The sequence below is a fragment of the Gordonia sp. DT101 genome, from assembly GCF_049844895.1.
In the GTDB taxonomy this organism is placed as follows: Bacteria; Actinomycetota; Actinomycetes; order Mycobacteriales; family Mycobacteriaceae; genus Gordonia.
In genome coordinates, this window is record NZ_JBNCLX010000002.1 from 53,064 (window position 1) to 76,347 (window position 23,284).

Genomic DNA, 23,284 nt, shown 5'->3' on the forward strand with positions numbered 1-23,284 from the left:
GGCTGACCGTGGCGCAATTTGTCACACTGGGACTTTGAGAAGGGAATCCAGATGTGCAGATGACGCTATATATAAGGTACAAACCTCAACGAGCAGCGATAGCGAAGTAAGGACGCCCGGTGGCCGATACCAGCACCGCATCTCCCGCGAACGGGAGCACGATTCGACGATTGGTCATCGTCGAGTCGCCGACCAAGGCCCGCAAGATCGCGGGTTACCTGGGGGCGAACTACGTCGTCGAGTCCTCTCGTGGTCACATCCGCGACCTCCCTCGCGGTGCCGCCGATGTTCCGGCCAAGTACAAGGGTCAGCCGTGGGCGCGCCTCGGGGTGAACGTCGACGACAACTTCGAACCGCTCTATGTGGTCTCCGCCGACAAGAAGTCCACGGTCACCGAGCTGAAGTCACTGATGAAAGATGTCGACGAGCTCTACCTCGCGACAGACGGTGACCGTGAGGGCGAGGCCATCGCCTGGCATCTGCTGGAGACGCTGAAGCCGAAGATCCCGGTCAAGCGGATGGTCTTCCACGAGATCACCGAGCCGGCGATCCGCGCGGCCGCCGAGAATCCGCGCGACCTCGACAACGACCTCGTCGACGCCCAGGAAACCCGCCGCATCCTCGACCGTCTCTACGGCTACGAGGTGTCACCGGTGCTGTGGAAGAAGGTCATGCCGAAGCTGTCGGCGGGCCGTGTGCAGTCCGTGGCCACCCGGATCATCGTCGACCGGGAACGCGAGCGGATGGCGTTCGTCTCCGCCGACTACTGGGACATCGCCGCCACCATGGATGTCGGCGCCGAGAGCAGTTCGACGCCCAGGACCTTCGGGTCCCGGCTGGTGTCGGTCGACGACGCCCGGGTCGCGACCGGCCGTGATTTCGACGCGCGCGGCGTCCTGAAGAAATCCGACGGCGTCATCGTGCTCGACGGCGCGCGCGCAACCGGCCTCGCCGACGCCCTCGACGGTGCCGACATGTCGGTGACCTCGGTCGAGGAGAAGCCGTACACCCGCCGCCCCTATGCGCCGTTCATGACGTCGACATTGCAGCAGGAGGCCGGACGCAAGCTGCGGTTCTCCTCCGATCGCACGATGCGGATCGCGCAGCGCCTGTACGAGAACGGTTTCATCACCTACATGCGTACCGACTCGACGACGCTGAGCGAGTCGGCGATCAACGCGGCCCGCGGCCAGGCGCGCGAGCTGTACGGCGAGTCGTTCGTGCATCCGACGCCGCGTCAGTACACGCGCAAGGTCAAGAACGCGCAGGAAGCCCACGAGGCGATCCGGCCCGCGGGTGAGACCTTCCGGACCCCTGGCCAGGTCGCGGGTCAGCTCGAGACCGATGAGTTCCGGCTGTACGAGCTGATCTGGCAGCGGACCGTCGCATCGCAGATGGCCGACGCCAAGGGCACCACGATGAGTCTGCGGATCAGTGGCACGGCGTCGACGGGGGAGCGATGCACGTTCGCCGCGTCCGGCCGCACGATCACGTTCCCGGGCTTCCTGTCGGCCTACGTCGAGACCGTCGACGAGCAGACCGGCGGGCAGGCCGACGACGAGGAGAACCGTCTCCCGAACCTCACCGAGGGTCAGGCGCTGACGGCGACCTCGCTGACCGCTGACGGGCATTCCACCAATCCGCCCGCGCGCTTCACCGAGGCGTCGCTGGTCAAGGTGCTCGAGGAACTGGGGATCGGCAGGCCGTCGACGTACGCATCGATCATCGGCACCATCCAGGACCGTGGCTACGTGGTGAAGAAGGGCAACGCCCTGGTGCCGTCGTGGGTCGCGTTCGCGGTCGTCGGGCTGCTCGAGGCGTACTTCGAGAATCTCGTCGACTACGACTTCACCGCCTCGCTCGAGGACGACCTCGACCAGATCGCCAGCGGCAACGCCAACCGCACCCGCTGGCTGACCGAGTTCTACTTCGGCGACGATGCCGGGGCCGAGGCGCCCGAGGGATCGGAAGCGTCCGGATCCGACATCGCCAAACACGGCGGGCTCAAAAAGCTGGTCGGCGTCAACCTCGAGGAGATCGACGCCCGCGAGGTCAACTCGATCCGCCTGTTCGACGACGAAGAGGGTCGGCCCGTCTACGTCCGTGTCGGTCGTTACGGGCCGTACCTCGAGCGCAACGTTGCCCAGGCGGGTGCGGAACCGGATCTCAAGCGCGCCAACCTGCCTGCCGACATCACACCGGACGAGTTGACGCTCGCCGTCGCGGAGAAGTTGTTCGCGACGCCGCAGGAGGGGCGAACCCTCGGTGTCGATCCGCAGTCCGGCCACGAGATCGTCGCGAAGGAAGGCCGATTCGGTCCGTACGTGACCGAGATCCTGCCGTCGGACGACGACGATGACACCGGCAGCGCGCCAGCCACGGTCCCCGCGGGGCCGACGCCGCGCGACGGCGACACCGGCGGCGAGGTCGTTCACCTCGACGACGCGCCGACCGGCGGTGGCGGAACCGGCACCAAGACCGCTAAGAAGGCCCCTGCGAAAAAGGCCGCCGCGAAAAAGGCCGCCAAGAAGGCCGGTCCGAAACCGCGGACGGGATCGCTGTTCAAAACGATGGACATCTCCACGGTCACCCTCGAGGATGCGCTCAAGCTGCTCTCACTGCCGCGGGTGGTCGGAGTCGATCCGGAGTCCGGCGACGAGATCACCGCACAGAACGGCCGCTACGGGCCGTATCTCAAGAAGGGCACCGACTCGCGGTCGCTGACCAATGAGGAACAGCTCTTCGAGATCACCCTCGACGAGGCGCTGAAGATCTACTCCGAGCCCAAGCGCCGGGGTCGCCAGGCCGCCGCTCCGCCGTTGCGTGAACTGGGCAACGACTCGGTCAGTGAGAAGCCGATGGTGATCAAGGACGGCCGTTTCGGTCCGTATGTCACCGACGGTGAGACCAACGCCAGCCTGCGCAAGGGTGACGAGGTCGACTCGATCACCCCGGAGCGGGCGATGGAACTGCTGGCCGACCGTCGGGCGCGTGGACCCGTGAAGAAGCGCGCCGCGAAGAAGGCCCCGGCCAAGAAGACGGCTGCGAAGAAGACGGCTGCGAAGAAGACGGCTGCGAAGAAGACGACCGCGAAGAAGACAACCGCGAAGAAGGCCCCGGCCAAGAAGGCGACCGAGTAGGTCCCCCGCGGGTCTCTCCCTCCCGCCGGTCGAGTACGACCGAGCCGCTCCTCCCGCCGGTCGAGTACGACCGAGCCGCTAGGCGAGGGAGGTATCGAGACCACTTGTGCCGCAGGAGGTCTCGATACGGTGCTCGCCTATCGGCTCGCACCTACTCGACCGGCGGGGGTAGCGGCTCGCGCCTACTCGACCGGCGAAGAGGGCGGCCCCGCCTACTCGGCAACCGGTGGTCGGTCCTGGTCGGCGGTCTGCTCAGTCCCCATCGGCTCGAGAAGCGGACGTGCGAGCAGCGTCTCGATACCGCGACCGCGGAGTTCGACGCCCTCGCCGATCTCCCAGTTCTCCGACTCCTCCTGCGATGCGAGGAACACGGCGCGTGCGCTGCCGAGTACTCGGCTCGGTTCGTCCTTGGCGAGTTCGGTGAGTCGCGCGGCCTCGTTGACCGGGTCGCCGATCACTGTGTACTCGAGACGTTGCTCGGAGCCGATGTGGCCGGCGATCGCCTTGCCCGCCGACACCCCGATCCCGATGTCGGTGTCACCCAGGGTGCGGTACAGCTCGGTGCGTAGCTCACGAGCCGAGGCGAGGGCACGTCCGGCGAAGTCCTCGAGGTCGAGCGGCGCACCGAAGATGGCCAGCGCCGCGTCACCCTGGAACTTGTTGACGAAGCCGCCGTGGCGGCCGACGACGGCGACCACCACGCGGAAGAACTCGTTGAGCAACTCGACCACCTCGCGTGGCGGCCGGTTCACCGCCAGCCGCGTCGACCCCACGATGTCGACGAACAGCACACCCACGTAGCGTTCCTGGCCACCGAGTTCGGTGCCGGTCTCGATCGCCCGCCGCGCCACGTCCTCACCCACGTACCGGCCGAACAGGTTGCGTAGTTGTTGTCGCTCGCGCAGGTCGGCGACCATGTCGTTGAAGCCGGCCTGCAGCAGGCCGAGATCGCTGCCGTCATAGATCCGGACCGCGACGTTCAGGTTGCCCGCCGACACCTGGCTCTGGGCGCGCCGCAACTGTTTGATCGGATCGTTGATCGCGGCGACCACACGGACGATCGCGATGACGCTGAACGCGAGCGCCGCACCCGACATCCACAGGATCGGTCGCTGCAGCCCGGCCGGATCGGTCGCGATCCAGCCGAGCCGTTGCAGGGTGATCAGTCCGATGATGACCGCAAGCGGAGCGACGACGCTGATCACCCAGAACACCGCGATGCGGGTGGTCACGCTCGGCGCGACCACTCCGTCGGGCTCGTTCGCCATCGCGGCCACCGTGATGGGTCGCAACACCTTCTCGGCCTGCATGTACGAGAGGACGCAGGTGATCATCGCGCCGATGGCGCTGGCCATGCCCACGATGAAGGCGTCCCGGTGGGAGACCGCGAAATTGACCAGGGTGAACAGCACCCCACCGACCAGCCACAGACCGGCGTTGACCACCGACAGCAGGTAGGGGAGTTTGAGCGCGCGCCGTCGCGCGTTCTCGTTGTCCAGGCGCGTGCGCCGCCGATGCCACACCAGTACCGGCAGCGACAGTTGGATGCTCAGGAACGCGCCGACCAGCATCGCGCCGACGAGGTAGACGGCGAAGATCACCTGATTGAGCGCGGTGATCTCGTCGAGCCGGATCGAATCCTCCATCGGCATCCCGAAACGGAGGAACGCGAAGGTGAACAGGGCGCCGACCACATTTGCCCTCAGCATGTCGAGGGCAAGGATCGGCCACGGTGTGTGCACGAGCCAACGGGCCAGATGCAGGCCCTTTGACCACCGAGACCGCCGTTCAATCACGTCACAACGGTAGCTGTCTGCTTGCAATTGTTAAACACATGCAGCCCGGTGGGAGGTGTCTGAGCAGCACATTAGGGTGGCGGTGTGACGAATGTCTTCAGCCGTTTGATCGGCCAGGTCGCCGTGGCCGAGGAACTGCAGGCAGCGGCCCACGCCGCCCGTGGTGTGGCCGCACGACTCGACAAGGGCGATTCCGCCGCCGCCGAACCGGACGACGACCGATTCGCGAGTCGGTCCCGGGCGGCGATGACCCACGCATGGCTGTTCACCGGCCCGCCCGGCAGCGGTCGTTCGGTGGCCGCGACGTGTTTCGCCGCAGCGCTGCAATGCCACGCCGAGGACGAGGTCGGTTGCGGCGAGTGCCGCGCCTGTGTCACCGCGATGGCGCAGACCCATGCCGACATCCGGCACGTCGTCCCCCAGGGGCTGAGTCTGTCGGTGCACGAAGCGCGTGACGTGGTGCAGGCCGCGGCGCGGCGCCCGGGGACCGGCCGCTGGCAGATCGTCATCGTCGAGGACGCCGATCGGCTCACCGAGCAGGCGGCGAATGCCCTCCTGAAAGCGGTCGAGGAGCCGGCGTCCCGGACGGTCTTCCTGCTGTGCGCGCCGTCGGTCGACCCGGAGGACATCTCGGTCACCCTGCGGTCGCGGTGTCGGCACGTCGCCCTCACCACGCCGGGGCCGGCCGACATCGAGCGGGTCCTGATCGACCGCGACGGCATCGAACCGCAGCGGGCGGCCTGGGCGGCGGGCGTGTGCGGAGGTCACGTCGGCCGGGCTCGACGGCTGGCCACCGACGACGATGCTCGGGCCCAGCGCGAGAAGGCCCTCGGGCTCGCGCGGGCCGCCACTCGGGATTCGACGGCGTACGCCGCCGCGGAGTCGTTGGTGAAGTCCGCGGAGGAGGCCGCCAAGGCGATCAGTGCCGAACTCGACGAACCCGAGACCGAGGAGATGCGGACGGCGCTGGGCGCGGGCGGCACCGGCAAGGGCACCGCCCGACCGCCCCGTGGGAGCGCTGGTGCATTGAAAGAGTTGGAGCGACGGCAGAAGTCGCGGGCCACCCGGGTCTCCCGCGACATGCTCGACCGCGCGCTGGTCGATCTCGCCGCTCTCTTCCGCGATGCGTTGGTGGTGTCGGTCGGTGCCTCGGTGACCGCGATGCACCCGGACAAGGCGGATCTGGTCGGCGGGATGGCGCACTACGCGTCGCCCGAGCGTCTCCTGCGGTGTGTCGAGGCCGTCCTGGACTGTCGGACCGCCCTCGACGTGAACGTGAAACCGAAGTTCGCGGTCGACGCGATGGTGGCCAAGATCGGTCTGGCGATGAACTCGGGTAGGTGAACCTCAAGCGCTGACCGATGGGCCGGCCGCGCCGACCTGCATCGCGATGTCGAGCAGGTCGCGGGCCGGGCCGCGCAGCGAGATGTGGGGAGTCCACACCGCGCGCAGGGGACGCACCATGCGAAGGCCTGCCACGTCGACGCGGACCAGGCGGCCCGCGGCGATATCGTCGTCGACGGAGAGACGCGACAGGACTGCGGCGCCCGGAGACGTCAGCACCGACGACCGGATCGCGGTGACCGAGCGGAGTTCGATGAGCGGATCGGCCGGCGTGACGCCCGAATCACGCAGTGTGGCTTCGAAGGTGACGCGGGTGCCGGACCCGGGTTCGCGTTGGATCAGTGGTGTGCCCGCGAGTTCGTCGAGGCCGACACTCCGACCGTCGGCCCATGGATGGCCGGGCGCCGCGACGACGACGAGTTCGTCGCGGGCGACCACCGCGCTGTCGAGATCGCCTGCCGGACCGGGGCTCTCGATGAATCCGAGGTCGGCCTTGCCAGCGTGGACGGTCTCGATGACCTCGGCCGAGTTCATCGGGCGCACCGAGATCTTGACGTCGCTGCGATGTGCGAGTGTGCTGATCCAAAGTGGTATCAGGTATTCGGAGACCGTCTTCGACGCAGCGACCACCAGCGTCGCGTGCCGGGCGCCGACAAGCGCGTCGACGCCGGCCATGAATTGGGTCGCCCGCTCGACGAGTGCGTTCGCCCATTCCAGCACCGCCATGCCGTTCGCGGTGACGTCGACTCCGCCGGTTGAGCGGATGAAGATCTCGACACCCAGCTCGCGTTCGACCCCCCGCACACGGGCGCTCACCGCCTGCTGGCTGATGCCGAGGTCCCGTGCGGCGGCGCCCATGCTGCCGAGCCGGGCGACGGTCACCACGACGTCGAGCGCGGGGATGTCAGGGAGCCGACGTTGCACCATGCGTTGACCTTCTGTCCCAGATGGCACCTGAGCGCATCGTCGCGCCGAGGACAACCCCGGCCGGCCGCTGTCGTGTCATCTGGGACGGCGACGGACTGCGGTCACTTGTCCGTCGCGGATCCGCCGCCTTCGGTGTCGTCGGACGGGGTCGCGGCATCGGTGTCGCCGTCACCGTCGGTGGAGTCTGCGGACGCGTCGTCCCCCTCACGGAGCGCGTCATAGCCGTCGACGCCCTCGAGGACGGTGAGCTCCTGATCGAACGCAGCGGAGGCGGCCTTCGCTTCCTCTTTGATCTTGTTGATGAAGTCCGACATCGTGTTCTCTCCTTGCCGCCTCGCCCGGCCGCTCGACCGGTGGTCCCGACACCACTATAAGGACGTCTGGAGTCTTTCGAGAATGACCGAAGTCTTCGGGGCAGGGGCTCCCTGGCCCGCACGCGTCACCTTGATGGAGCCGCCCAGGAGAATCGAACTCCTGACCTATTCATTACGAGTGAATTGCTCTACCGACTGAGCTAGGGCGGCGTGCTGCGCAAGGCAGCGCACACGAGTGTAGCGAGCCCCGAGGACAAGGACAAAACCAGTCGAACGACCGACTGCGCAGCAATACGTTCTTGGTAAGGTGCCCAGGTCAGACTGCGTTGGGGGATCGATGGCAATCTTCAGTGTCGAGCCGGGTCAACTGTCGGCCGCGGCGGCGAAGCTCGATGGCTTGGCGGGCGAGATTCGCGAGCTAGAGCTCGGAACCAAGATGTCGGTGCTCGGCGAGGCCATCCCGGACACGCCGAACTGCGCGTCGCCGATCAAACCCGTCGCTGCCGGGGCTGACCAGACGGTGACGACGTCGCTCAGCAATTGCGGGGGTCAGGTCGAGGCGTTCGGCGCGTTGGTGCGGGCCGCCAAGTCCGTCACCGAGTCGACCGACGACTTCAATTCGACCAGGTTCTCGGACGCGGGTGAACTACCGAGCGTCGAGCCGTGGAATCCCGGCAATGTGCCAGCTCCGTCCACACCGCCGGGGAATTGATCCGTGACCACACCCGCTCGATCCGACGTCGACATGTGGTTTCCCCACCAGATGCTGCCCGTCGCTGCCTCCCTCCGGTCGGTCGCCGGTTCATTGGAGACCAAGTCAGGACCGATTCGCAACGCGGTGGTGTCCGACATCGACCGCACCACCGGCTGGGTCGGTCACAGCCGCGCGTCAGCGGACGATCGCGCCGAGGCCGAAAAGAAGTGGCTGACCAATCTGTCAGACAACTTCGAAGATGTGGCGACGGCCATCGAGCAGGGTTGCGCGAACATCGCCAACCAGAAGACCGCTCTCGACGCTTTGCAGAACGGTGCGCTCGATGCCGGGTACCAACTCGGATCCACCGGGGACACCAATTGGACGTTGAAGCGTAAGGAAGGCGAAGAAGAGAAGGACGGCGACGCCGCTGCGATGGAGTCGTGGCGAACGAGGTTGGTCGCGCAGGCAAACGAGGTCTTTCACGCGGTGCAGGCGGCGGCGAGTTCGCTGCAATCCGAACTCGGACAGCTGACAACCCTGACCCCCGCGTCTTTGGCACTCAACGGGACCATGGGTGCACGGGACGCGGGCATGGCGAAAGGCGGCTACACGCCCGAGGAACTGCGGACGATCGGCCAACATCTCAAGGACGCTCAACTCACGCCCGAACAGATCAAGGCGCTCATGGACGGCAAGATGGCCGACGTGCCGCCTGGTGTCGTGTCGTACTTGCGCAACATGTTCGGCGGATTGAGCCCAAAGGACGCGTTGGCGCTGAGGTATGGGCTGGACGCCGGCGACCCGGCGGCGGGCACCGCGTTCGCCGACGGACTCAATACGCTCGGAAACGAGAAAGTCTCGGGCGGAGGTACTTCGGGCGGCTTCGGCGAGATGCCAGACTGGCTGCAGGGCATGGTGACCGAGCGTATACCCGCAGACTTGCGGGGGACCGACAGTCTTGATGCGTTCGCGCGCACATTCGCGTTGAGCCAGCTCCTCGGCGGTGCCACAACCCAGCCGGGACTGCGGATGGGTTCTGAACTTGTGCAGAAGACCGCCAACATGACCGACCTCGCCCGCTCACACCCCCGCACCTACGACATGGTGATGTCGGATGCGGTGTTGCGTTCCCCGTGGGGTGTCGACCATGGATTGCAAGACCCGTTGCACCCCGATGGTGCGGTGGGGTCGAAGGCCAGGTTCGAGTCCATGGTGCAGAGCCTGATGAGCGACGGGACGCTGAACCACGAGTCGGCAACCGCGATTCTGACAGGACACGGTGGCGCCGACGCCGGGCTGGCACCTGACTACGATCGTGACGGCACGTTGAAGGCGTTGTTCGGGTATCACTGGGCCGATAACGGAAGCACGGCAGGCCATCTCACCGACTGGATCGACGACTACGCGGGCGATCAAGGCAACGGTTACCGCGCCGGGCTGTCGGCGGACGCGTTCCGAGGGATGTACGACTTCACCACCGACTCGAAGAATTTCACGTCCCTGATGGATATGGACGGCGCTCATTCCGGGTCGTTGGGCGATGTGAATCCAGAACTGGCCAAGTCTCTCGAAGAGGCCGCCCGCCCCTACTTGAACGTCCTTGGTGGTGGCAATCCCGCCAACTACGGTTTCAGCGACGAAGCAACCAGGCATCTCCTGCACCTCGGGGGCGACAGCCCGGAAATTGCCAACGACCGGGACATGCAGGATCAAGTGCGGCGGCTTTTCGGGGTCATCTCATCGGGCGACGATGCCCAGGCCGATCTCATCCGGGACATCGGAATTCAGCAGGCGCACAACGCCGAGCACGTTCCGCTCGCGCTGTCCGAAGGGCGCGGGTTCGCGGGCGATCTCGCGGCGCGTAACGGGTGGTTGCAGAGTCTGTTGCGGGACGGTGTGATGGCCGACCAGTTGGACGACTGGCATGATGCCCATCCCGGAAACGACATCGATGACGACGTGGTGAACAACCTGAAGTCCAATACGAAAGACATTGTCACCACAGGGCTTGGTGCCGTTCCGGTGGTCGGAGGTGCGCTTTCGCTGGGTGCCGGTATCGGTATCGACTGGGCGAGTCTGCCTCAGCATGAGGCCGGGGATTCGGGCAATATCCCGACGCATGTGTCTGTTGACGACACACTGCTGGAACAGCATTGGGCGACGTGGGCGGCGACGCATCCGAGTCCGGGCACGGACCCAATCATGAATGAGGTCTTGTTTGGTCCGGATGGAAATCTCAAGCCGCTCGCTTCGGTACTTGATCAGAACAATTTTGACCATGGGCCCGGTCCGTCCGTCGCGAATGACCAGTTGAGGACCTACTTGGCTGAGCAACTCAGGGCCGGCGGGTACGACCTGACAGACTACGACGGGACGTATCGCGCGAACGCAGGGAACGATAACGACGCACTGGACTACAACGCGTACAAGAAGGATCTGCTGGGTGAGGAATGAAGTGTAAGTCGCTGTTTCTCGTGATTCTCGCTGTCATGTTGGCTGCGTGTGGCGGGCAGGACGAACGACGACCATCGTCGGCGTCAGTGGCAGTCGATCCCGTGTCCGGCTATAGGTTTCCGTCGAGCCTCGGCTCGATGACGACCCTGTGGCAGGCGGAGCCAGAGGTCAACCTGACCGATAGAAACTCCACAGTGGTTCGGGCCTTCTTCGAGTCGCTGTTCATCGCGGAGTGGAGTCGCACGGCGGACGCCTTCCCGGGGTTCGCTGACCTCATTGCCGCAAGTGGCACCCGTGTGTCCGAGACCGACCCGGACCGTGATCACCCTTGGAGCGGTACACGTCGGCTGCTCCTCAGGTCGGTGGCCGTGAGGGGCGACGAGGTGCGGGCCGTCGTATGCGACGATCGCGCTGGAATGTATTTACAGTCGCGGGCCCGTACGCCGAATGTTGTGCCTGACCCATCGTCGTATCTGTACGGACCTGGTGGTCACCGCTACATGGAGAGCGCAATGACCTGGTACCTGGTTATGCGTAAGGCTGGCGACCCTGCCAAGTGGCCACGGAAGGTTGACGAGGGCTCGTCCCGGGCGCCCAATTGGAACGCTTTCGAGGGCTGGAAACTTGTCGACCGGGGATTCGACGCGCCGTGGCAACCCGGGACAGCTTGCGACAAATGGGCACAGCAGAATTATCCGGGCGTCACGGATCCAGGATCACCCGCCAAACGCATGTATCCCAACGGATTCCCCGACCCGACCTTCCAGCCGACCCTCGAGCAGTCGCCCGGGTGGACTCGCGTCGGACAGCCGTGACGCGTGGCGAACTCCCTCCGGATCACCCCCGGAACGATTGGGACGAATCAGCTCGGAACATATGTTGCGGAACAGTTGCGTTCGCGTGGGCTGGATTTGGGGGACTACGACTCGACCTATCAGGGTTATGCAGGAAATGACAATGACGCCATCGACTACAACGCCTACAAGCGGAACCTCTTGGGTGAAGAATGATCCGAATATTGATTCTCGGTATCGCCATGATTGCGCTTGTCGGCGGTTGTGGTGACGCGCCACGGGACGGTCGCGGGGCGGATGCCAGTGCTGCCACGCATTCGGATCCTGTGTCGGGGTACCGGTTCCCGGCTGAGATGGGGCCCATGACCACCACGTGGTCTGCCGCCGGCATGAGCCTGGTCAGCCCGGAAGCGACCCTCGTCCGTGCCTACTTCGAGAGCACCATGATCGCCACAGATCGGAGGAAGTCGGAGGCATTCCCTGGCTATGTCGAGTTCCTGGGCGCGCAGACCGGCAAGGTTCTCGAGGACGACCCGAAGCGACCCCATCCATGGGCTGGCACGCGACGTCTGTTCGTTCAGTCCTTGTCCGTGGAGGGCGCTGAACTTCGCGCGGTTGTATGTGACGACCGTGCCGGTATGTATCGGCAGGAGTGGGCAGGCCGGCCGCTCGAGTCGGTGGTCGGTCGCTCTCCCTCGCACTACGGACCTGGTGGTCGGCCCTACATGGACAGCGCGATGACCTGGTTTGTCTCGATGCGCCGAACTGGCGTGACTGGTACCTGGCCTTCCGATGTCGACAAGGGCTCGGCTCGCGCACCCAACTGGAAGTCTTCCGAGGCTGGACGCTGACCGACACGGGTTGGGACGCGCCGTGGCAACCCGGGACCGCGTGCGACAAATGGGCACAGCAGAATTATCCGGGCGTCACGGATCCAGGACCACCCGCCAAACGCATGTATCCCAACGGATTCCCCGACCCGACCTTCCAACCAACCCTGGAGCAGTCCCCAGGGTGGACTCGCATCGGACAGCCCTGATGCACCGCGGCCCGTCGGCGGATCACCCCGGATAGTCGTCCCCGCACGGAACCGCCACGTGGTGTGCCGGATCGAGTCCGTTGCGGACCAGCGCCGCAACAGTGGGCGAGTAGGCCATCCCGAGATGCCCGATCTCGGATTCCGTGCACACGTCCTGGACCCGGGTGTTGGTGACGTTCGGTCCCGGGGACATCAGCGAGTTCTGCCACGGCGTGACGATCTCGTCGTGAATGGTCGCCAGGTTGAGGTAGCGGATGTTCGGGTGGCGAGGTCCCCAGTCGTTCTCGCCGGGTTGGCGTGGCGCGGCGGGCAGGCGGTCGGTGATGTTGCTGGTCCGGGAGAAGCCTCGGTTCGGCGCCGAGAGGCCGACGATGGTGTCGATCTGGGCGGCGCGTCCCGGTAGCTGACTCACCAGTTGCGCGATCGCACCACCCTGGGAGTGCCCGACGAAGTCGACCCGCCGGGAGTGCGTCGCCGCCAGGACACGATCGACGAGCGCGGCGACCTGCCGGGCGGACCGGTTCTTGTCTCCCAGCCCGCCGACGTTGCCGCTCCAGCTCGTCAGGCCGTACGTCATGCTGAACACGCAGTATCCGGCATTCGCGAGGGTGGGCGCGAGATACGCCAGGTTGGCGTCCTGATTCAGTGCCGTACCGTGCAGCAGGATCACCGGGTCGCGGCCCGACCGGTCACGACAATCGAAACGGTTGGAGCCGGCCGGGGAGGTGGTGGCCGGTGTGCTGAAACCGGTGGCGATGGCCTGATTGACATCGGTGGTCACCGGGAGCGGTGCGGCCGACGCGATTCCTCCGAATACTGTGGTGACTGCCGTTGCGATGACCATGAGGCCGCCGGACAGGCCGAGCCGCTTGAGCGTGCGCGTGCGGCCATTCTGCCCCGGCGACCCCTGTCGGTGCGGCAGATCAGGCGGTGGCCAGATCCGGTGCGAGTTGGGTGAGCCGGACACTGTTGCCCGACGGATCGCGGAAACCCGCGTCGATCCCATACGGTCGCTGCTCCGGCGTCTCGGTGAACTCGACGCCCCGCGCGGCGAGTTCCTCGTAGGAGGCCTGGCAGTCCTCGGTGGTGAGGAAGACGGTGCCGGCGAATCCCTTGGCGGTGAGCGCGGCGATCTCCTCCTGTGTCCCTGCGTCGATCATCGGCGGGCCGGGAATGGCCATCAGCACGATGGAGACGTCGTCCTGTCCGGGCGGTCCGACGGTGAGCCATCGAAAGTCGCCCATCTCGTCGAAGCTGACGTCCTGCCGGATCTCCATGCCGACCCTGCGTGTCCAGAAATCGAGGGCCTGGTCTTGGTCGTGCACCCAAAGTTGTGCACTGGCAACACGAATCATGATGATCACCGTTTCTTGTCGAGTTATCGTGGATCTGAGGGTGTTCGGTGATCCTCACGTTAGGAGCCGGCGACGTCCGGAGTCTTCTTCCCGTGTGCTGTCTTCGGGGGCACTGTCTTCGCCGTGCGCGTCGTCGGCCCCGGACGGCCGTAGATACGCATGACGCAGGTAGGCACCGGGACATACGCCTTCGCGGGTGGGAACGACGACCGATACGCAGCGGGCGGTGTGCCGAACGCCTTGGTGAAGCTGGTCGTGAACGACCCGACGCTCGACAACCCGACCGACATGCAGATGTCGGCCACCGATCGGTCGGTGTTGCGCAGCATGGCGGCCGCGCGCTCGAGCCGACGGGTCTGGAGGTACGCGTGCGGGGATTCCCCGAATGTCGCGGCGAATGCGCGCGTGAAGTGTGCCCGCGACAGGCCGGCCGCCGACGCCATCTCGTCGACGGTCAGCGGCTCGGCGAACCGAGCATCGACGAGGTCCTTGGCGCGCAGCAGATGGCGAGCCGGGGGCGGGCTGGGCATGTGTCGATTATGCGCCGACTAGCCCTTGCGCACCCGATTTGTGTCGAGCTGGTTCAGCAGCGCCCGACCTCGCGGCGACAACTGGTATCCGACGTCGAGGCTGTGGGTCAGGCCCAGCTTCTTCAGCTTTCGGACGTCGAGTTTGAAATCCTTTCGTTCCCTGCCCAATTCGGCGGCCAGTTCGGTCGAGACGACGGCGGGTCGTCGGGCGATCACGTCCAGCGTCGCGCGCGTCCACGGTCCGTGCGACGACCGCGCATCGAGCCGGCCCAGTCGGGTCAGCAGATCGTCGATGTCGTCGTCGGAAAGGGCGTCGTCCTCGCGCAATGCGATGCGCGGGTCGGGCCCGGCCCACCGCAGGCCGACGCGGAAGATCGGGTCATCATTCGTTCGCAGCTTGCGGATGGCCTTCGCCGGCGAATCGAATCCGGCGCGGCGGGCGTCGTCGTCGGAGATGTCGTCCACCCGGATCTGTGTCACCGACACGATCTCGACGACCCCGGCCGAGCTGACGAACGTCGAACCGACCGTGACACGCGGGACCTTCCATCGACGAAAGGCCAGGTCGATGGAGCCGTCTGCGACGCCTTGCGCCGTCGTGGCGGGAAGGAGCACAGCCACGAGGGTACCCAGGATCGCGAACCGGTCGTAGTGTCGAAGACATGACCGGATCCAGTGGAACCCCAGTCAGTGCCGCGGCCGCAACCGAGGCGATCTCCGACCCGTGGCGGGTGCTCGCCGACACCGTCTATGCCGCGTACCAGACCGGCGGCATGGTCAAGGGTGGCGAGTTCGTCGCGAAGATCATCGACGCCGCCGAGGCGGTGCAACATCATCCGGACATCGAGTTACGCTACGGCTCAGTTCATCTCGCCCTGACGACACACAGTGCCAACGCACTCACGGAGGCCGACGTCGCACTCGCGAACACGATTTCCGCGATCGCCGCCGACCTCGACCTCGAGTCGCTGCCGGCGCCGTCCGCCCGATTCGAACTGGGCATCGATGCCCTCGACATCCCCAAGATCAAGCCCTTCTGGAAGGCGGTCCTCGGATACCGGGACGAACCCGAGGAGACGTCGGTAGATCTCGCCGATCCGGCGGGCATCCTGCCGGGCGTCTGGTTCCAGCAGATGGACGAGCCGCGGCCGCAACGCAACCGCATCCACGTCGACCTCTGGGTCCCGCACGACGTCGTCGAGGACCGCATCGCGGCCGCCGTCGACGCGGGCGGGTCGCTAGTCACCGATGAGTTCGCCCCCGAATGGTGGGTGCTCGCCGATCCGGAGGGCAATGAGGTCTGCCTCTGCACTTGGCGGAACCGCGACTGACCTCACCCGGGTGTGGTGATCGTCCCCGACATCGAGGTCCGAGGGGTATTCCCCCCGGCCTCTGCGGAGGGGGACGTTTGTCGCCCTTTTCTCGGCGGACGATGGCGGTCGGCATTGGTGATCGAACAGATGTCGTCAAGGGTCTCGTCCCACCCGTAGAGGACGTCATCGTAGGTAACGCGTAGCGTCATCAGTGCGTGGGACAGGGCTTTTCGGTCCCGGCGTCGGTCTTTGCGATAGTTCGCCAAACTGGTGTGATGCTGCTTGCTGTCGCATTCGATGATCAGCCGTCCGACCTTCAGATCGACGTGGCCGACATCATCGACGGGCGGTTGAACCTCGACATGAAATCCTCGCGCACGTAGGCGCAGGCGAACAGCGGTCTCGGTACCCGATTGCGACATCGGATCGCATTTGGCCAGCATCTTGGCGATTTTCCGTGTCGTTTGGGGCAACCGAGCCGTGAGCTCGTCCACGCTGATCTTGAGGGTGGCGAGAACCGAGTCCGCGGTGATGATCCAGTCCTCCTCGCTCATGCATTGCGCGGCGCACGCGAGCGCGATCTCTGTCTGGTCCAGCGCCGTCGTCACCGGGAGAGGGCGCCCGGGCGTACGGCAGAAGTCGGAGCGTTGGGAACCACGATGCTTCGAGCCCCGTACATGGAGGGCGTGATATCCAGGCGGGATCCAGATCCCGTGTCGGCGAAGTGCGGACACACAGCTGATGCAACCGCCTCGGCGGGCCGCCTCGACCGCCTCGGGATCGGTGTCGGCGGTCGCGTACCACCCACGGCTCGGTCGCGTCAGTCGGCCGCTGCGGATTTCACGACGAAGCTCGCTGTCGGTGATTCCCAGCGTGTTGAGTTCTTCTCGGCTGTACACACGCGATTCGAGTTCCACACACTTTCCGACGCACGAGAGCGTCGAGTGGATCCAGTGTGACGACAATCGTCCCCGTGAACGGCGTCGGAGGGGAATACCCCTCGGGTGCTGTCCACGGGGACGATTGTCGTCACCGGTCGGTCGGGCACTCGCTCAGGCGACGCCCTCGGCCTTCGCGGCCTCGGCGACCGCGGCCGCGACGGCCGGCGCGACCCGCTGATCGAGCGGGCTCGGAACAATCCGGTCCGGGCGGATGTCGTCCGCGGCGACCGAGAAGATCGCCTCCGCTGCAGCAAGTTTCATGCGTTCGGTGATGCGTCGTGCGCCGGCGTCGAGAGCTCCCGCGAACACGCCCGGGAAGGCGAGCACGTTGTTGATCTGATTCGGGAAGTCGCTGCGACCGGTCGCGACGATCGCGGCATGCTTCGCGGCCACGGTGGGATGGATCTCCGGGTCCGGGTTGGACAGCGCGAACACGATTGCGTTGTCGGCCATCGAGGCGATCAGCGATTCGTCGATCTTGCCCGCCGAGACGCCGAGGAAGACATCGGCGCCCGCCAAGGCCTCCGCCGGTCCGCCGCCGAGGCTGCGCGGGTTGGTGCGCTCGGCGAGTTCCTGCTTGATCTCGTTCAGGTCGTCACGGTGGAAGCTGACGATGCCCTTGGAATCGAGCACCACGACATCGGTGACCCCCGCATGGTCGAGGATGTTCGCACACGCCACGCCCGCGGCGCCGGCGCCGGAGATGACCACTTTGAGGTCGCGCAGATCGCGGTTCTGCTGGGCCATCGCACCTTTGAGGGCGGCGAGTACCACGATGGCGGTGCCGTGCTGGTCGTCGTGCATGACCGGGCAGTCGAGGGCCTCGATGACGCGTCGTTCGATCTCGAAGCAGCGCGGCGCGGAGATGTCCTCGAGGTTGACCGCGCCGAAGCTCGGACGCAGGCGGATCAAGGTCTCGACGATCTCGTCCGGGTCTTTGGTGTCCAGCACGATCGGGATTGAGTTCAGGCCCGCGAAGGTACGAAAGAGCGCGGATTTGCCCTCCATCACCGGCAGCGATGCGCGCGGGCCGATGTCCCCGAGGCCGAGCACCGCGGTGCCGTCGCTGACCACCGCGACGAGCCGCTCGGTCCAGGTGTACTTGTTCACCAGATGGGCCTCGTTGTCGATGGCCCGCGACACCTGTGCCACGCCTGGCGTGTAGGCGATCGACAGATCCCGCTGGGTGTCGATCGGGGATCGCAACTCCACCGAGAGTTTGCCGCCGACGTGCGCCATGAAGATCTCTTCGTCGGTGATGGGCACATCATCGATCGACGGCTCGTTGTATGGCGCTCCGGTTTGCCGGTCGGTCGGGACGTTGTCTGCCGTGCTGGCCACTGTTCCTCCTGCGTAACCCACGTCGTCGATGAGGCGGGTAGACGGTGGCGCCACATCGGCGGGGCGCCCGAAAAACCTCGTCGGTCGCAACCACATCGGGTGGGGTGTACCCCATCAGATGTCGCGACCGCCGCGTCCGGATAACGCAACAACTGGGCGCGGAACCCGCTCAGTGTCCCACCGTGTCGACGACCGGATCAAGGTGCCCCCCGAATGATCGCTCGGTTCTGTAAGATACAACTTGTGTCTATGTTGAGCACCAACCCCGAATCGGCTGCTGAGCGGGTATATCGCGAGGTCAAGGGTAAAATTCTCACAAACGAGATAGTCGGCGGTGAGCTCATCAGCGAGGGCGATGTGGCCTCTCGATGCGCCGTCAGCCGCACTCCGGTCCGGGAGGCCTTCCTCCGTCTGGAGGCCGAGGGATGGATGCGTCTCTACCCCAAGCGGGGCGCGCTCGTGGTGCCCATCGGGGACCGTGAGGCGCGCGACGTGGTGGAGGCGCGAACCCTTCTCGAGGGGCACGCGGTGCGGTCGGTCGTGGGGGATCACGCCGTCCGCGGTGCGCTCGCCGGACGGCTCGCGGAGAATCTCATCGCCCACCGCGCGGCGGATCCGGCCGACATCGCCGAGTTCTCCCGGCTCGACGCCGAGTTCCACCAGCTCATCGTGACGGCCGGCGACAATCCCTTGCTCGCCGACTTCTTCGTCAGTCTCGGGGAACGGCACCGTCGGATGACCACCGCGAGCGTGCACCGGGACACGGCCGTCGCTGCCCGGATCCTGTCCGACCACGGTGAACTGCTGGCAGCCATCGAGGCGGGTGACGCAGATGTCTTCGGGACGGCCCTGCGCGCGCATCTCGCCGGCGTCCACGACATCAGGCCGGGAGACCGATCATGAGCATCGGCGCGATCGACCGCTCGCTGACCGCTACTGCGATCGCAAGCGGTCGCTGGATGCCCGTCTCCGCCTCGGTGTTCGCCGCCGCCTGGGGCGGCAACGAGTTCACGCCGCTGCTGGTGATGTACCGCCAGAACGGGGGCCTGTCCGACGTCGCGGTGGACAGCCTGCTGTTCACCTATGTGCTCGGGATCGTGCCGGCCCTGGTGATCGGTGGCCCGTTGTCGGACCGATTAGGGCGACGGCCGTTGATGCTGCCTGCACCGATCTTTGCCGCGTTGGGCTCGGTGTTGCTGGCGCTCGGTCCGCATTCGTTCGCGCTGCTGAGTGTCGGGCGGGTGGCCAGCGGTGTGGCGCTGGGTCTGTCGATGGCGGTCGGCGGCAGTTGGATAGCCGAGATCAGTGCCCGCGACGGATCGGGTGCGCCGGCAGGCGCACGCCGGGCGGCCATGAGTCTCACGGCGGGATTCGGTGTGGGCGCGGGGCTCGCCGGTGTGCTGGCCCAGTGGGGACCGTGGCCGACGGTCACGCCGTACGCGGTCAACATCGCGGTCGCCGTCGGGGCCCTGCTGTGGTTGTCGGGCAGCCCTGAGACCCGCCCCCGTCAGGAACACCCGGGCCCGCTGCTCGACGACCTGAAGATCTCCGGGATCGCGCACCGCCGGTTCCTGTTCGTGGTGCTGCCCGTCGCGCCGTGGGTGTTCGGCGCGTGCGCGTCGGCATATGCGGTGATCCCCGCATTGATGACGGCCCACACCTCCGGTGCGCCGATCGCCTTTGCCGCGCTGTGCTGCGTGCTGGGACTCGCGGCCGGTTTCGCTATCCAGTCCGTCGGCCGCCGCATCGACGACCCGCTCGGGGTACGTGGCGTGGTTCTCGCGCTGATCGTGCTCGCTGCCGGCATGGCACTGGCCGCGGCCGCCGCGGCGATGCTGACGATCTGGCTCTCCCTGCTGGCCGCCGCCGTGCTCGGGTGCGGGTACGGCATGGCGATGATCTCCGGGCTGCTGGAGGTCCAGCGGATCGCCGGTCCGGACAACCTCGCAGGCCTCACGGCGGTGTTCTACGGCGTCACCTATCTCGGCTTCGCGGTGCCCGCCGTGCTCGCGTGGACGTCGCAGACCTTCGCCTCGATCACCTACCCGATGATGTTCGGCGTCGGGGTGGCGGCGGCGGTGGTCTGCCTGGTGATCGTCGGGCTCGGTCACCGCGCCGATCGCGCACGTGACATCGCGACGACCTGATCCGCCCGGAGCCGGTTCAGATGCCGACCGGTAACCTCATCGTGATTCTTCAGGCACGGGAGGTTGCGGGCGATGTTGCTGGGCGCGTGGGTCACCGTCGTGACGGCCCTGGTGCTGGTGGTGCCCGGCGCGCTGGTCGGACGTCGGATGACGTTGCCGTGGCCGGTGGCGATCGCGGCCGGCCCGCCGATCACCTTTGCCATCGTCAGCCTCTTCACCGTCCTCTACTCGGCCATCGGGTTCGAATGGAACGCGGTGACGGCCCTGGTGGCACTGGTGGTCACCCTCCTCGTCGGCTGGGCGTACGCGGCGCTGCTGGGCACCCGGCGACTACGTGGTCTGGTACCGGATGACCCGTCCGACGACGACCCACCGCTGACCCGTCGGGCGACGCTTCCACTGGTCGGCGGTGCCGTGATCGGCGGGGCGATCATCGCGATCACCTGCATCCGGCCGCTCGTCAAGACCGCGTTCGCCGGGCTGGGCAATGTCTCGCAGGTGTGGGACTCCCTGTGGCATGCGAGTTCGCTGCGGTGGATTCACGAGACCGGAGTCGGTTCGGCGCTGCGCATGGGTGAGTTGATGAACTATGACACCCACGGTTTCAACTACTACCCGAACACATGGCATGCCCTCGGTGCCGTGCTCTTCCCGCTGACCGGTGCCGACCCGGTCGAGCTCTACAACACGTATTCGCCTGCGGTGCTGGCCATCACGGTGCCCTTCGGGGTCGCGTCCCTGGCGTACTGGCTGGCCCGCCATCGCTTCGACACGAACCGATCGGCGGTGCTCGCGGGCACGGCGGCCGCGGTGTCGGCGCTGTTCCCGTCGCTGCCCTACGTCGAGATCCAGCTGACGTCCGTGCCGAATGCGGTGGGTGTGTCGATCGCGCCGATCGCCGCCATCCTGATCATCAGTGCGGTGCGTGATCGGCGGCGGGTGCTGCCGGCCGCCCTTGCCCTCGCCGGAGTCACCGCGACCCATCCGTCCGGCCTCATCCTGGCCGTCGTCATCGTCGCGCTGTGGTGGCTCTGTGAGGGACTGTGGCGACCCGCGTACGGGCGGCTCGCCGACCTGACGACCCTGGTGCTGACCGCACTGGTCACGTTGGTGGGCATCGCGCCGGTGGTGGCCGGGACGATCAAGGTGTCCGACACCAACGAATTGCCCTTCTTCGACTTCCGCGAGGAATCCGTCAGCGTGTTCAACGCGCTCGGGCAGGCGGCGTTCAACGGCACCATCCCACTGCAGGATCACTACCCGATCTGGGGTCTGATCGTCCTCACGCTGATCGGACTGGGCGTGCTGGTGTGGATGCGGTGCTGGGCCGGACTCGCCGCGTGGCTGGTCTTCGTTCTGGTGACCGCCAACTCGGTGGTCGCCCTCGGCCCGCTGACCTATCCGCTCGGCGCCATCGGCGGCTACTTCTACAACTCGCCGCACCGGTTGACCTTCGTCGTCGCGATGCTGTCGGCGGCAGTGGCCGGGATCGCATTGGGCGCGATGGCGCTCGGCGCGTCGCAGCTGGTGTCGCGGCTGGTCTCGCCCGAGCCGACGCAGGCGCGATCACGATCCGCACGTTGGGTGGCGCCGACCGCGGTGGCGGTGTTGTTGCTGGTCATCGCCGGCGCCGGGGTCTGGCGATATCCGTCGGACGCACAGATCGCCTCGAAGCAGCGGGACGGCAAGTTCGTCGGGCCCGACGACCTCGTCGCGTATCACTGGCTCGAACGGCAACCCGGCGTCCGCGACACGCTGGTCATGAACAATCTGGACCAGGGCACCGGCTGGATCTACCCGGTCACCGGTGTCACGCCCATGTTCCCGTTCTATCGGGCCAACGACTTCTCCCAGCGGCAACGCGACCTGTACTGGGGTGTCTCCCAGATCGGTGCCGATCCACACGTCGATCAGATCGTGCGGGACATGAACGTGCACTACCTGATCGACAGTCCGCCCAGCTACTGGCCGTTCCAGAACGGCGTGCCCGACCCGGAACACGGTGTGCAGGGCGACCCGTTCCTGTCGTTGCGTGAGCACGGCGCGCCGGGGCTGACGCCGGTCTTCCGCCGGGGCAACGTGACGATCTATCGCGTGAACGACTCGGTGTTCGCGGGCGCCGATCAGGCGTCCGGGTAACCGTTCGGGTTCTTCGACTGCCAGCGCCAGGTGTCGGCGCACATGTCGTCGATGGTCTTGGTGGCGTACCAGCCCAGCTCGGTGTTTGCCCGCGACGGGTCGGCATAGGACGCGGCGATGTCGCCGGCACGCCGGGGTGCGATCTCGTAGGGGATCGGCCTGCCGCTCGCGCGCTCGAAGGCCTTGATCACGTCGAGGACCGAAACACCCTGCCCGGTACCGAGGTTCCAGATCGACATCGGGCTGGTGCCCGTGCTGATGCGATCAAGTGCGGCGACATGCCCGGCGGCGAGATCTTCGACGTGGATGTAGTCACGGACGCCCGTGCCGTCGGGGGTGTCGTAGTCGTCGCCGAACACCGACAGCTTCTCCCGACGTCCCACGGCGACCTGCGCGACGAAGGGCATCAGATTGTTCGGGATGCCGCTCGGGTCCTCACCGATGTCGCCGCTGACGTGTGCGCCCACCGGGTTGAAGTAGCGCAGCGCGGCGATCCGCCAGCGGTCGTCGCTCGCGGCGACGTCGGTGAGTACCTGCTCGATCATCACCTTGGTCCAGCCGTACGGGTTGGTCGCCGACGTCGGCAGGTCCTCGGTCATCGGGAGTTGGGGTTCGGCGCCGTACACGGTGGCCGACGACGAGAACACCAGCGTCCGCACATCGTGTCGTCGCATGGCGCGTAGCAGCGAGAACGTGCTGTCCAGGTTGTTCTGGTAGTAGTCGAGCGGCTTGGCCACCGACTCGCCGACCGCCTTGAAACCGGCGAAATGGATGACCGCGTCGATCGTCTCGTGGGCGAACAGGTGCTCGGTCTTGTCGACGTCGGTCAGGTCGAAGGAATGGACCGGGACCGATGTGCCGGTGAGGGCCTCCAGTCTGCCGATGACGGTCGGCTTGGCGTTGCTGAAGTCGTCGACGACGACCACATCGTGGCCGGCCTCGAGGAGACGGATGACCGTGTGCGAGCCGATGTAGCCGGCGCCGCCGCTGACGAGTACGCGCATGGGTCCACG

At 66.4% G+C, this 23,284-nt stretch carries 20 protein-coding genes and 1 tRNA gene; 10 read left to right on the top strand and 11 right to left on the bottom strand.

The features are described 5' to 3' along the window. The first annotated feature begins 119 nt into the window (after positions 1-119). Complete coding sequence (topA, locus tag ACLQ3I_RS06775; RefSeq protein WP_425800809.1) at positions 120-3,140, top strand: type I DNA topoisomerase; 3,021 nt, start codon at positions 120-122, stop codon at positions 3,138-3,140. A 212-nt stretch (positions 3,141-3,352) separates the two neighbouring features. Here topA and ACLQ3I_RS06780 read toward each other — a convergent pair whose 3' ends face one another. Beyond that, on the bottom strand, positions 3,353-4,849 hold the full coding sequence (locus ACLQ3I_RS06780; RefSeq protein ID WP_425792802.1) for an adenylate/guanylate cyclase domain-containing protein: 1,497 nt from the start codon (positions 4,847-4,849) through the stop codon (positions 3,353-3,355). Positions 4,850-5,020: 171 nt separating this feature from the next. On the opposite strand from ACLQ3I_RS06780, the gene ACLQ3I_RS06785 reads away from it, so the two are divergent. Further along, positions 5,021-6,280, top strand: coding sequence for a DNA polymerase III subunit delta' (locus tag ACLQ3I_RS06785; RefSeq protein WP_425792156.1), 1,260 nt, complete (start codon positions 5,021-5,023; stop codon positions 6,278-6,280). A 3-nt stretch (positions 6,281-6,283) separates the two neighbouring features. Here the strand turns inward: ACLQ3I_RS06785 and ACLQ3I_RS06790 are convergent, their stop codons facing one another. The 3 genes from ACLQ3I_RS06790 to ACLQ3I_RS06800 all read right to left on the bottom strand — a co-directional run bounded on the left by ACLQ3I_RS06790 (position 6,284) and on the right by ACLQ3I_RS06800 (position 7,731). Further along, positions 6,284-7,207 (bottom strand): LysR family transcriptional regulator, encoded by a 924-nt coding sequence (locus ACLQ3I_RS06790; RefSeq protein WP_425800811.1) that lies wholly within the window; start codon positions 7,205-7,207, stop codon positions 6,284-6,286. 101 nt (positions 7,208-7,308) lie between these two features. Further along, entirely contained in the window at positions 7,309-7,521 is a 213-nt protein-coding gene (locus tag ACLQ3I_RS06795) for a hypothetical protein (protein WP_425800813.1), read from the bottom strand. A gap of 134 nt (positions 7,522-7,655) precedes the next feature. Next, positions 7,656-7,731, bottom strand: a tRNA-Thr gene (locus ACLQ3I_RS06800). A gap of 127 nt (positions 7,732-7,858) precedes the next feature. On the opposite strand from ACLQ3I_RS06800, the gene ACLQ3I_RS06805 reads away from it, so the two are divergent. The 4 genes from ACLQ3I_RS06805 (at position 7,859) to ACLQ3I_RS06820 (ending at position 12,317) form a co-directional block, all read left to right on the top strand. Next, positions 7,859-8,233: a hypothetical protein gene (locus ACLQ3I_RS06805; RefSeq protein WP_425792159.1), complete on the top strand. Its 375-nt coding sequence runs from the start codon at positions 7,859-7,861 to the stop codon at positions 8,231-8,233. Between the two features lie 3 nt (positions 8,234-8,236). Beyond that, positions 8,237-10,672 carry a hypothetical protein gene (locus ACLQ3I_RS06810; protein ID WP_425800815.1) on the top strand — a complete coding sequence of 812 codons (2,436 nt, stop codon included), beginning with the start codon at positions 8,237-8,239 and terminating at the stop codon, positions 10,670-10,672. A gap of 512 nt (positions 10,673-11,184) precedes the next feature. Next, positions 11,185-11,487 (top strand): hypothetical protein, encoded by a 303-nt coding sequence (locus tag ACLQ3I_RS06815; protein WP_425800817.1) that lies wholly within the window; start codon positions 11,185-11,187, stop codon positions 11,485-11,487. Between the two features lie 341 nt (positions 11,488-11,828). Beyond that, on the top strand, positions 11,829-12,317 hold the full coding sequence (locus tag ACLQ3I_RS06820; protein WP_425800819.1) for a hypothetical protein: 489 nt from the start codon (positions 11,829-11,831) through the stop codon (positions 12,315-12,317). Positions 12,318-12,527: 210 nt separating this feature from the next. Here the strand turns inward: ACLQ3I_RS06820 and ACLQ3I_RS06825 are convergent, their stop codons facing one another. The 4 genes from ACLQ3I_RS06825 to ACLQ3I_RS06840 all read right to left on the bottom strand — a co-directional run bounded on the left by ACLQ3I_RS06825 (position 12,528) and on the right by ACLQ3I_RS06840 (position 15,005). Next, complete coding sequence (locus ACLQ3I_RS06825; protein ID WP_425800821.1) at positions 12,528-13,349, bottom strand: lipase family alpha/beta hydrolase; 822 nt, start codon at positions 13,347-13,349, stop codon at positions 12,528-12,530. Positions 13,350-13,428: 79 nt separating this feature from the next. Next, positions 13,429-13,860 (bottom strand): VOC family protein, encoded by a 432-nt coding sequence (locus tag ACLQ3I_RS06830; RefSeq protein ID WP_425792163.1) that lies wholly within the window; start codon positions 13,858-13,860, stop codon positions 13,429-13,431. 59 nt (positions 13,861-13,919) lie between these two features. Beyond that, entirely contained in the window at positions 13,920-14,390 is a 471-nt protein-coding gene (locus ACLQ3I_RS06835) for a helix-turn-helix domain-containing protein (RefSeq protein ID WP_425800823.1), read from the bottom strand. Positions 14,391-14,408: 18 nt separating this feature from the next. Beyond that, positions 14,409-15,005, bottom strand: a complete 597-nt coding sequence (locus ACLQ3I_RS06840) for a hypothetical protein (protein WP_425792165.1) — start codon at positions 15,003-15,005, stop codon at positions 14,409-14,411. A gap of 47 nt (positions 15,006-15,052) precedes the next feature. Here ACLQ3I_RS06840 and ACLQ3I_RS06845 point away from each other — a divergent pair, with 47 nt between their 5' ends. After that, positions 15,053-15,721, top strand: a complete 669-nt coding sequence (locus ACLQ3I_RS06845) for a VOC family protein (RefSeq protein WP_425800825.1) — start codon at positions 15,053-15,055, stop codon at positions 15,719-15,721. A gap of 2 nt (positions 15,722-15,723) precedes the next feature. Here ACLQ3I_RS06845 and ACLQ3I_RS06850 read toward each other — a convergent pair whose 3' ends face one another. Together ACLQ3I_RS06850 and ACLQ3I_RS06855 are read right to left on the bottom strand one after the other, a co-directional pair. Continuing rightward, positions 15,724-16,311, bottom strand: a complete 588-nt coding sequence (locus tag ACLQ3I_RS06850) for a hypothetical protein (protein ID WP_425800827.1) — start codon at positions 16,309-16,311, stop codon at positions 15,724-15,726. 444 nt (positions 16,312-16,755) lie between these two features. After that, positions 16,756-17,985 (bottom strand): NAD(P)-dependent malic enzyme, encoded by a 1,230-nt coding sequence (locus ACLQ3I_RS06855; protein ID WP_425800829.1) that lies wholly within the window; start codon positions 17,983-17,985, stop codon positions 16,756-16,758. Positions 17,986-18,234: 249 nt separating this feature from the next. Between ACLQ3I_RS06855 and ACLQ3I_RS06860 the strand changes: the two genes are divergently transcribed. From ACLQ3I_RS06860 to ACLQ3I_RS06870, 3 genes are all read left to right on the top strand, one after another. Continuing rightward, complete coding sequence (locus ACLQ3I_RS06860; protein WP_425792169.1) at positions 18,235-18,888, top strand: GntR family transcriptional regulator; 654 nt, start codon at positions 18,235-18,237, stop codon at positions 18,886-18,888. After that, on the top strand, positions 18,885-20,132 hold the full coding sequence (locus ACLQ3I_RS06865) for an MFS transporter (RefSeq protein WP_425800831.1): 1,248 nt from the start codon (positions 18,885-18,887) through the stop codon (positions 20,130-20,132). Before ACLQ3I_RS06860 ends, ACLQ3I_RS06865 begins: the two co-directional genes overlap by 4 nt. A gap of 72 nt (positions 20,133-20,204) precedes the next feature. Next, positions 20,205-22,271: a DUF6541 family protein gene (locus ACLQ3I_RS06870; protein WP_425800833.1), complete on the top strand. Its 2,067-nt coding sequence runs from the start codon at positions 20,205-20,207 to the stop codon at positions 22,269-22,271. Here the strand turns inward: ACLQ3I_RS06870 and galE are convergent. Then, positions 22,256-23,275 (bottom strand): UDP-glucose 4-epimerase GalE, encoded by a 1,020-nt coding sequence (gene galE / locus ACLQ3I_RS06875; RefSeq protein WP_425792172.1) that lies wholly within the window; start codon positions 23,273-23,275, stop codon positions 22,256-22,258. The two genes, ACLQ3I_RS06870 and galE, sit on opposite strands and share 16 nt — an antisense overlap. Positions 23,276-23,284 lie beyond the last annotated feature (9 nt).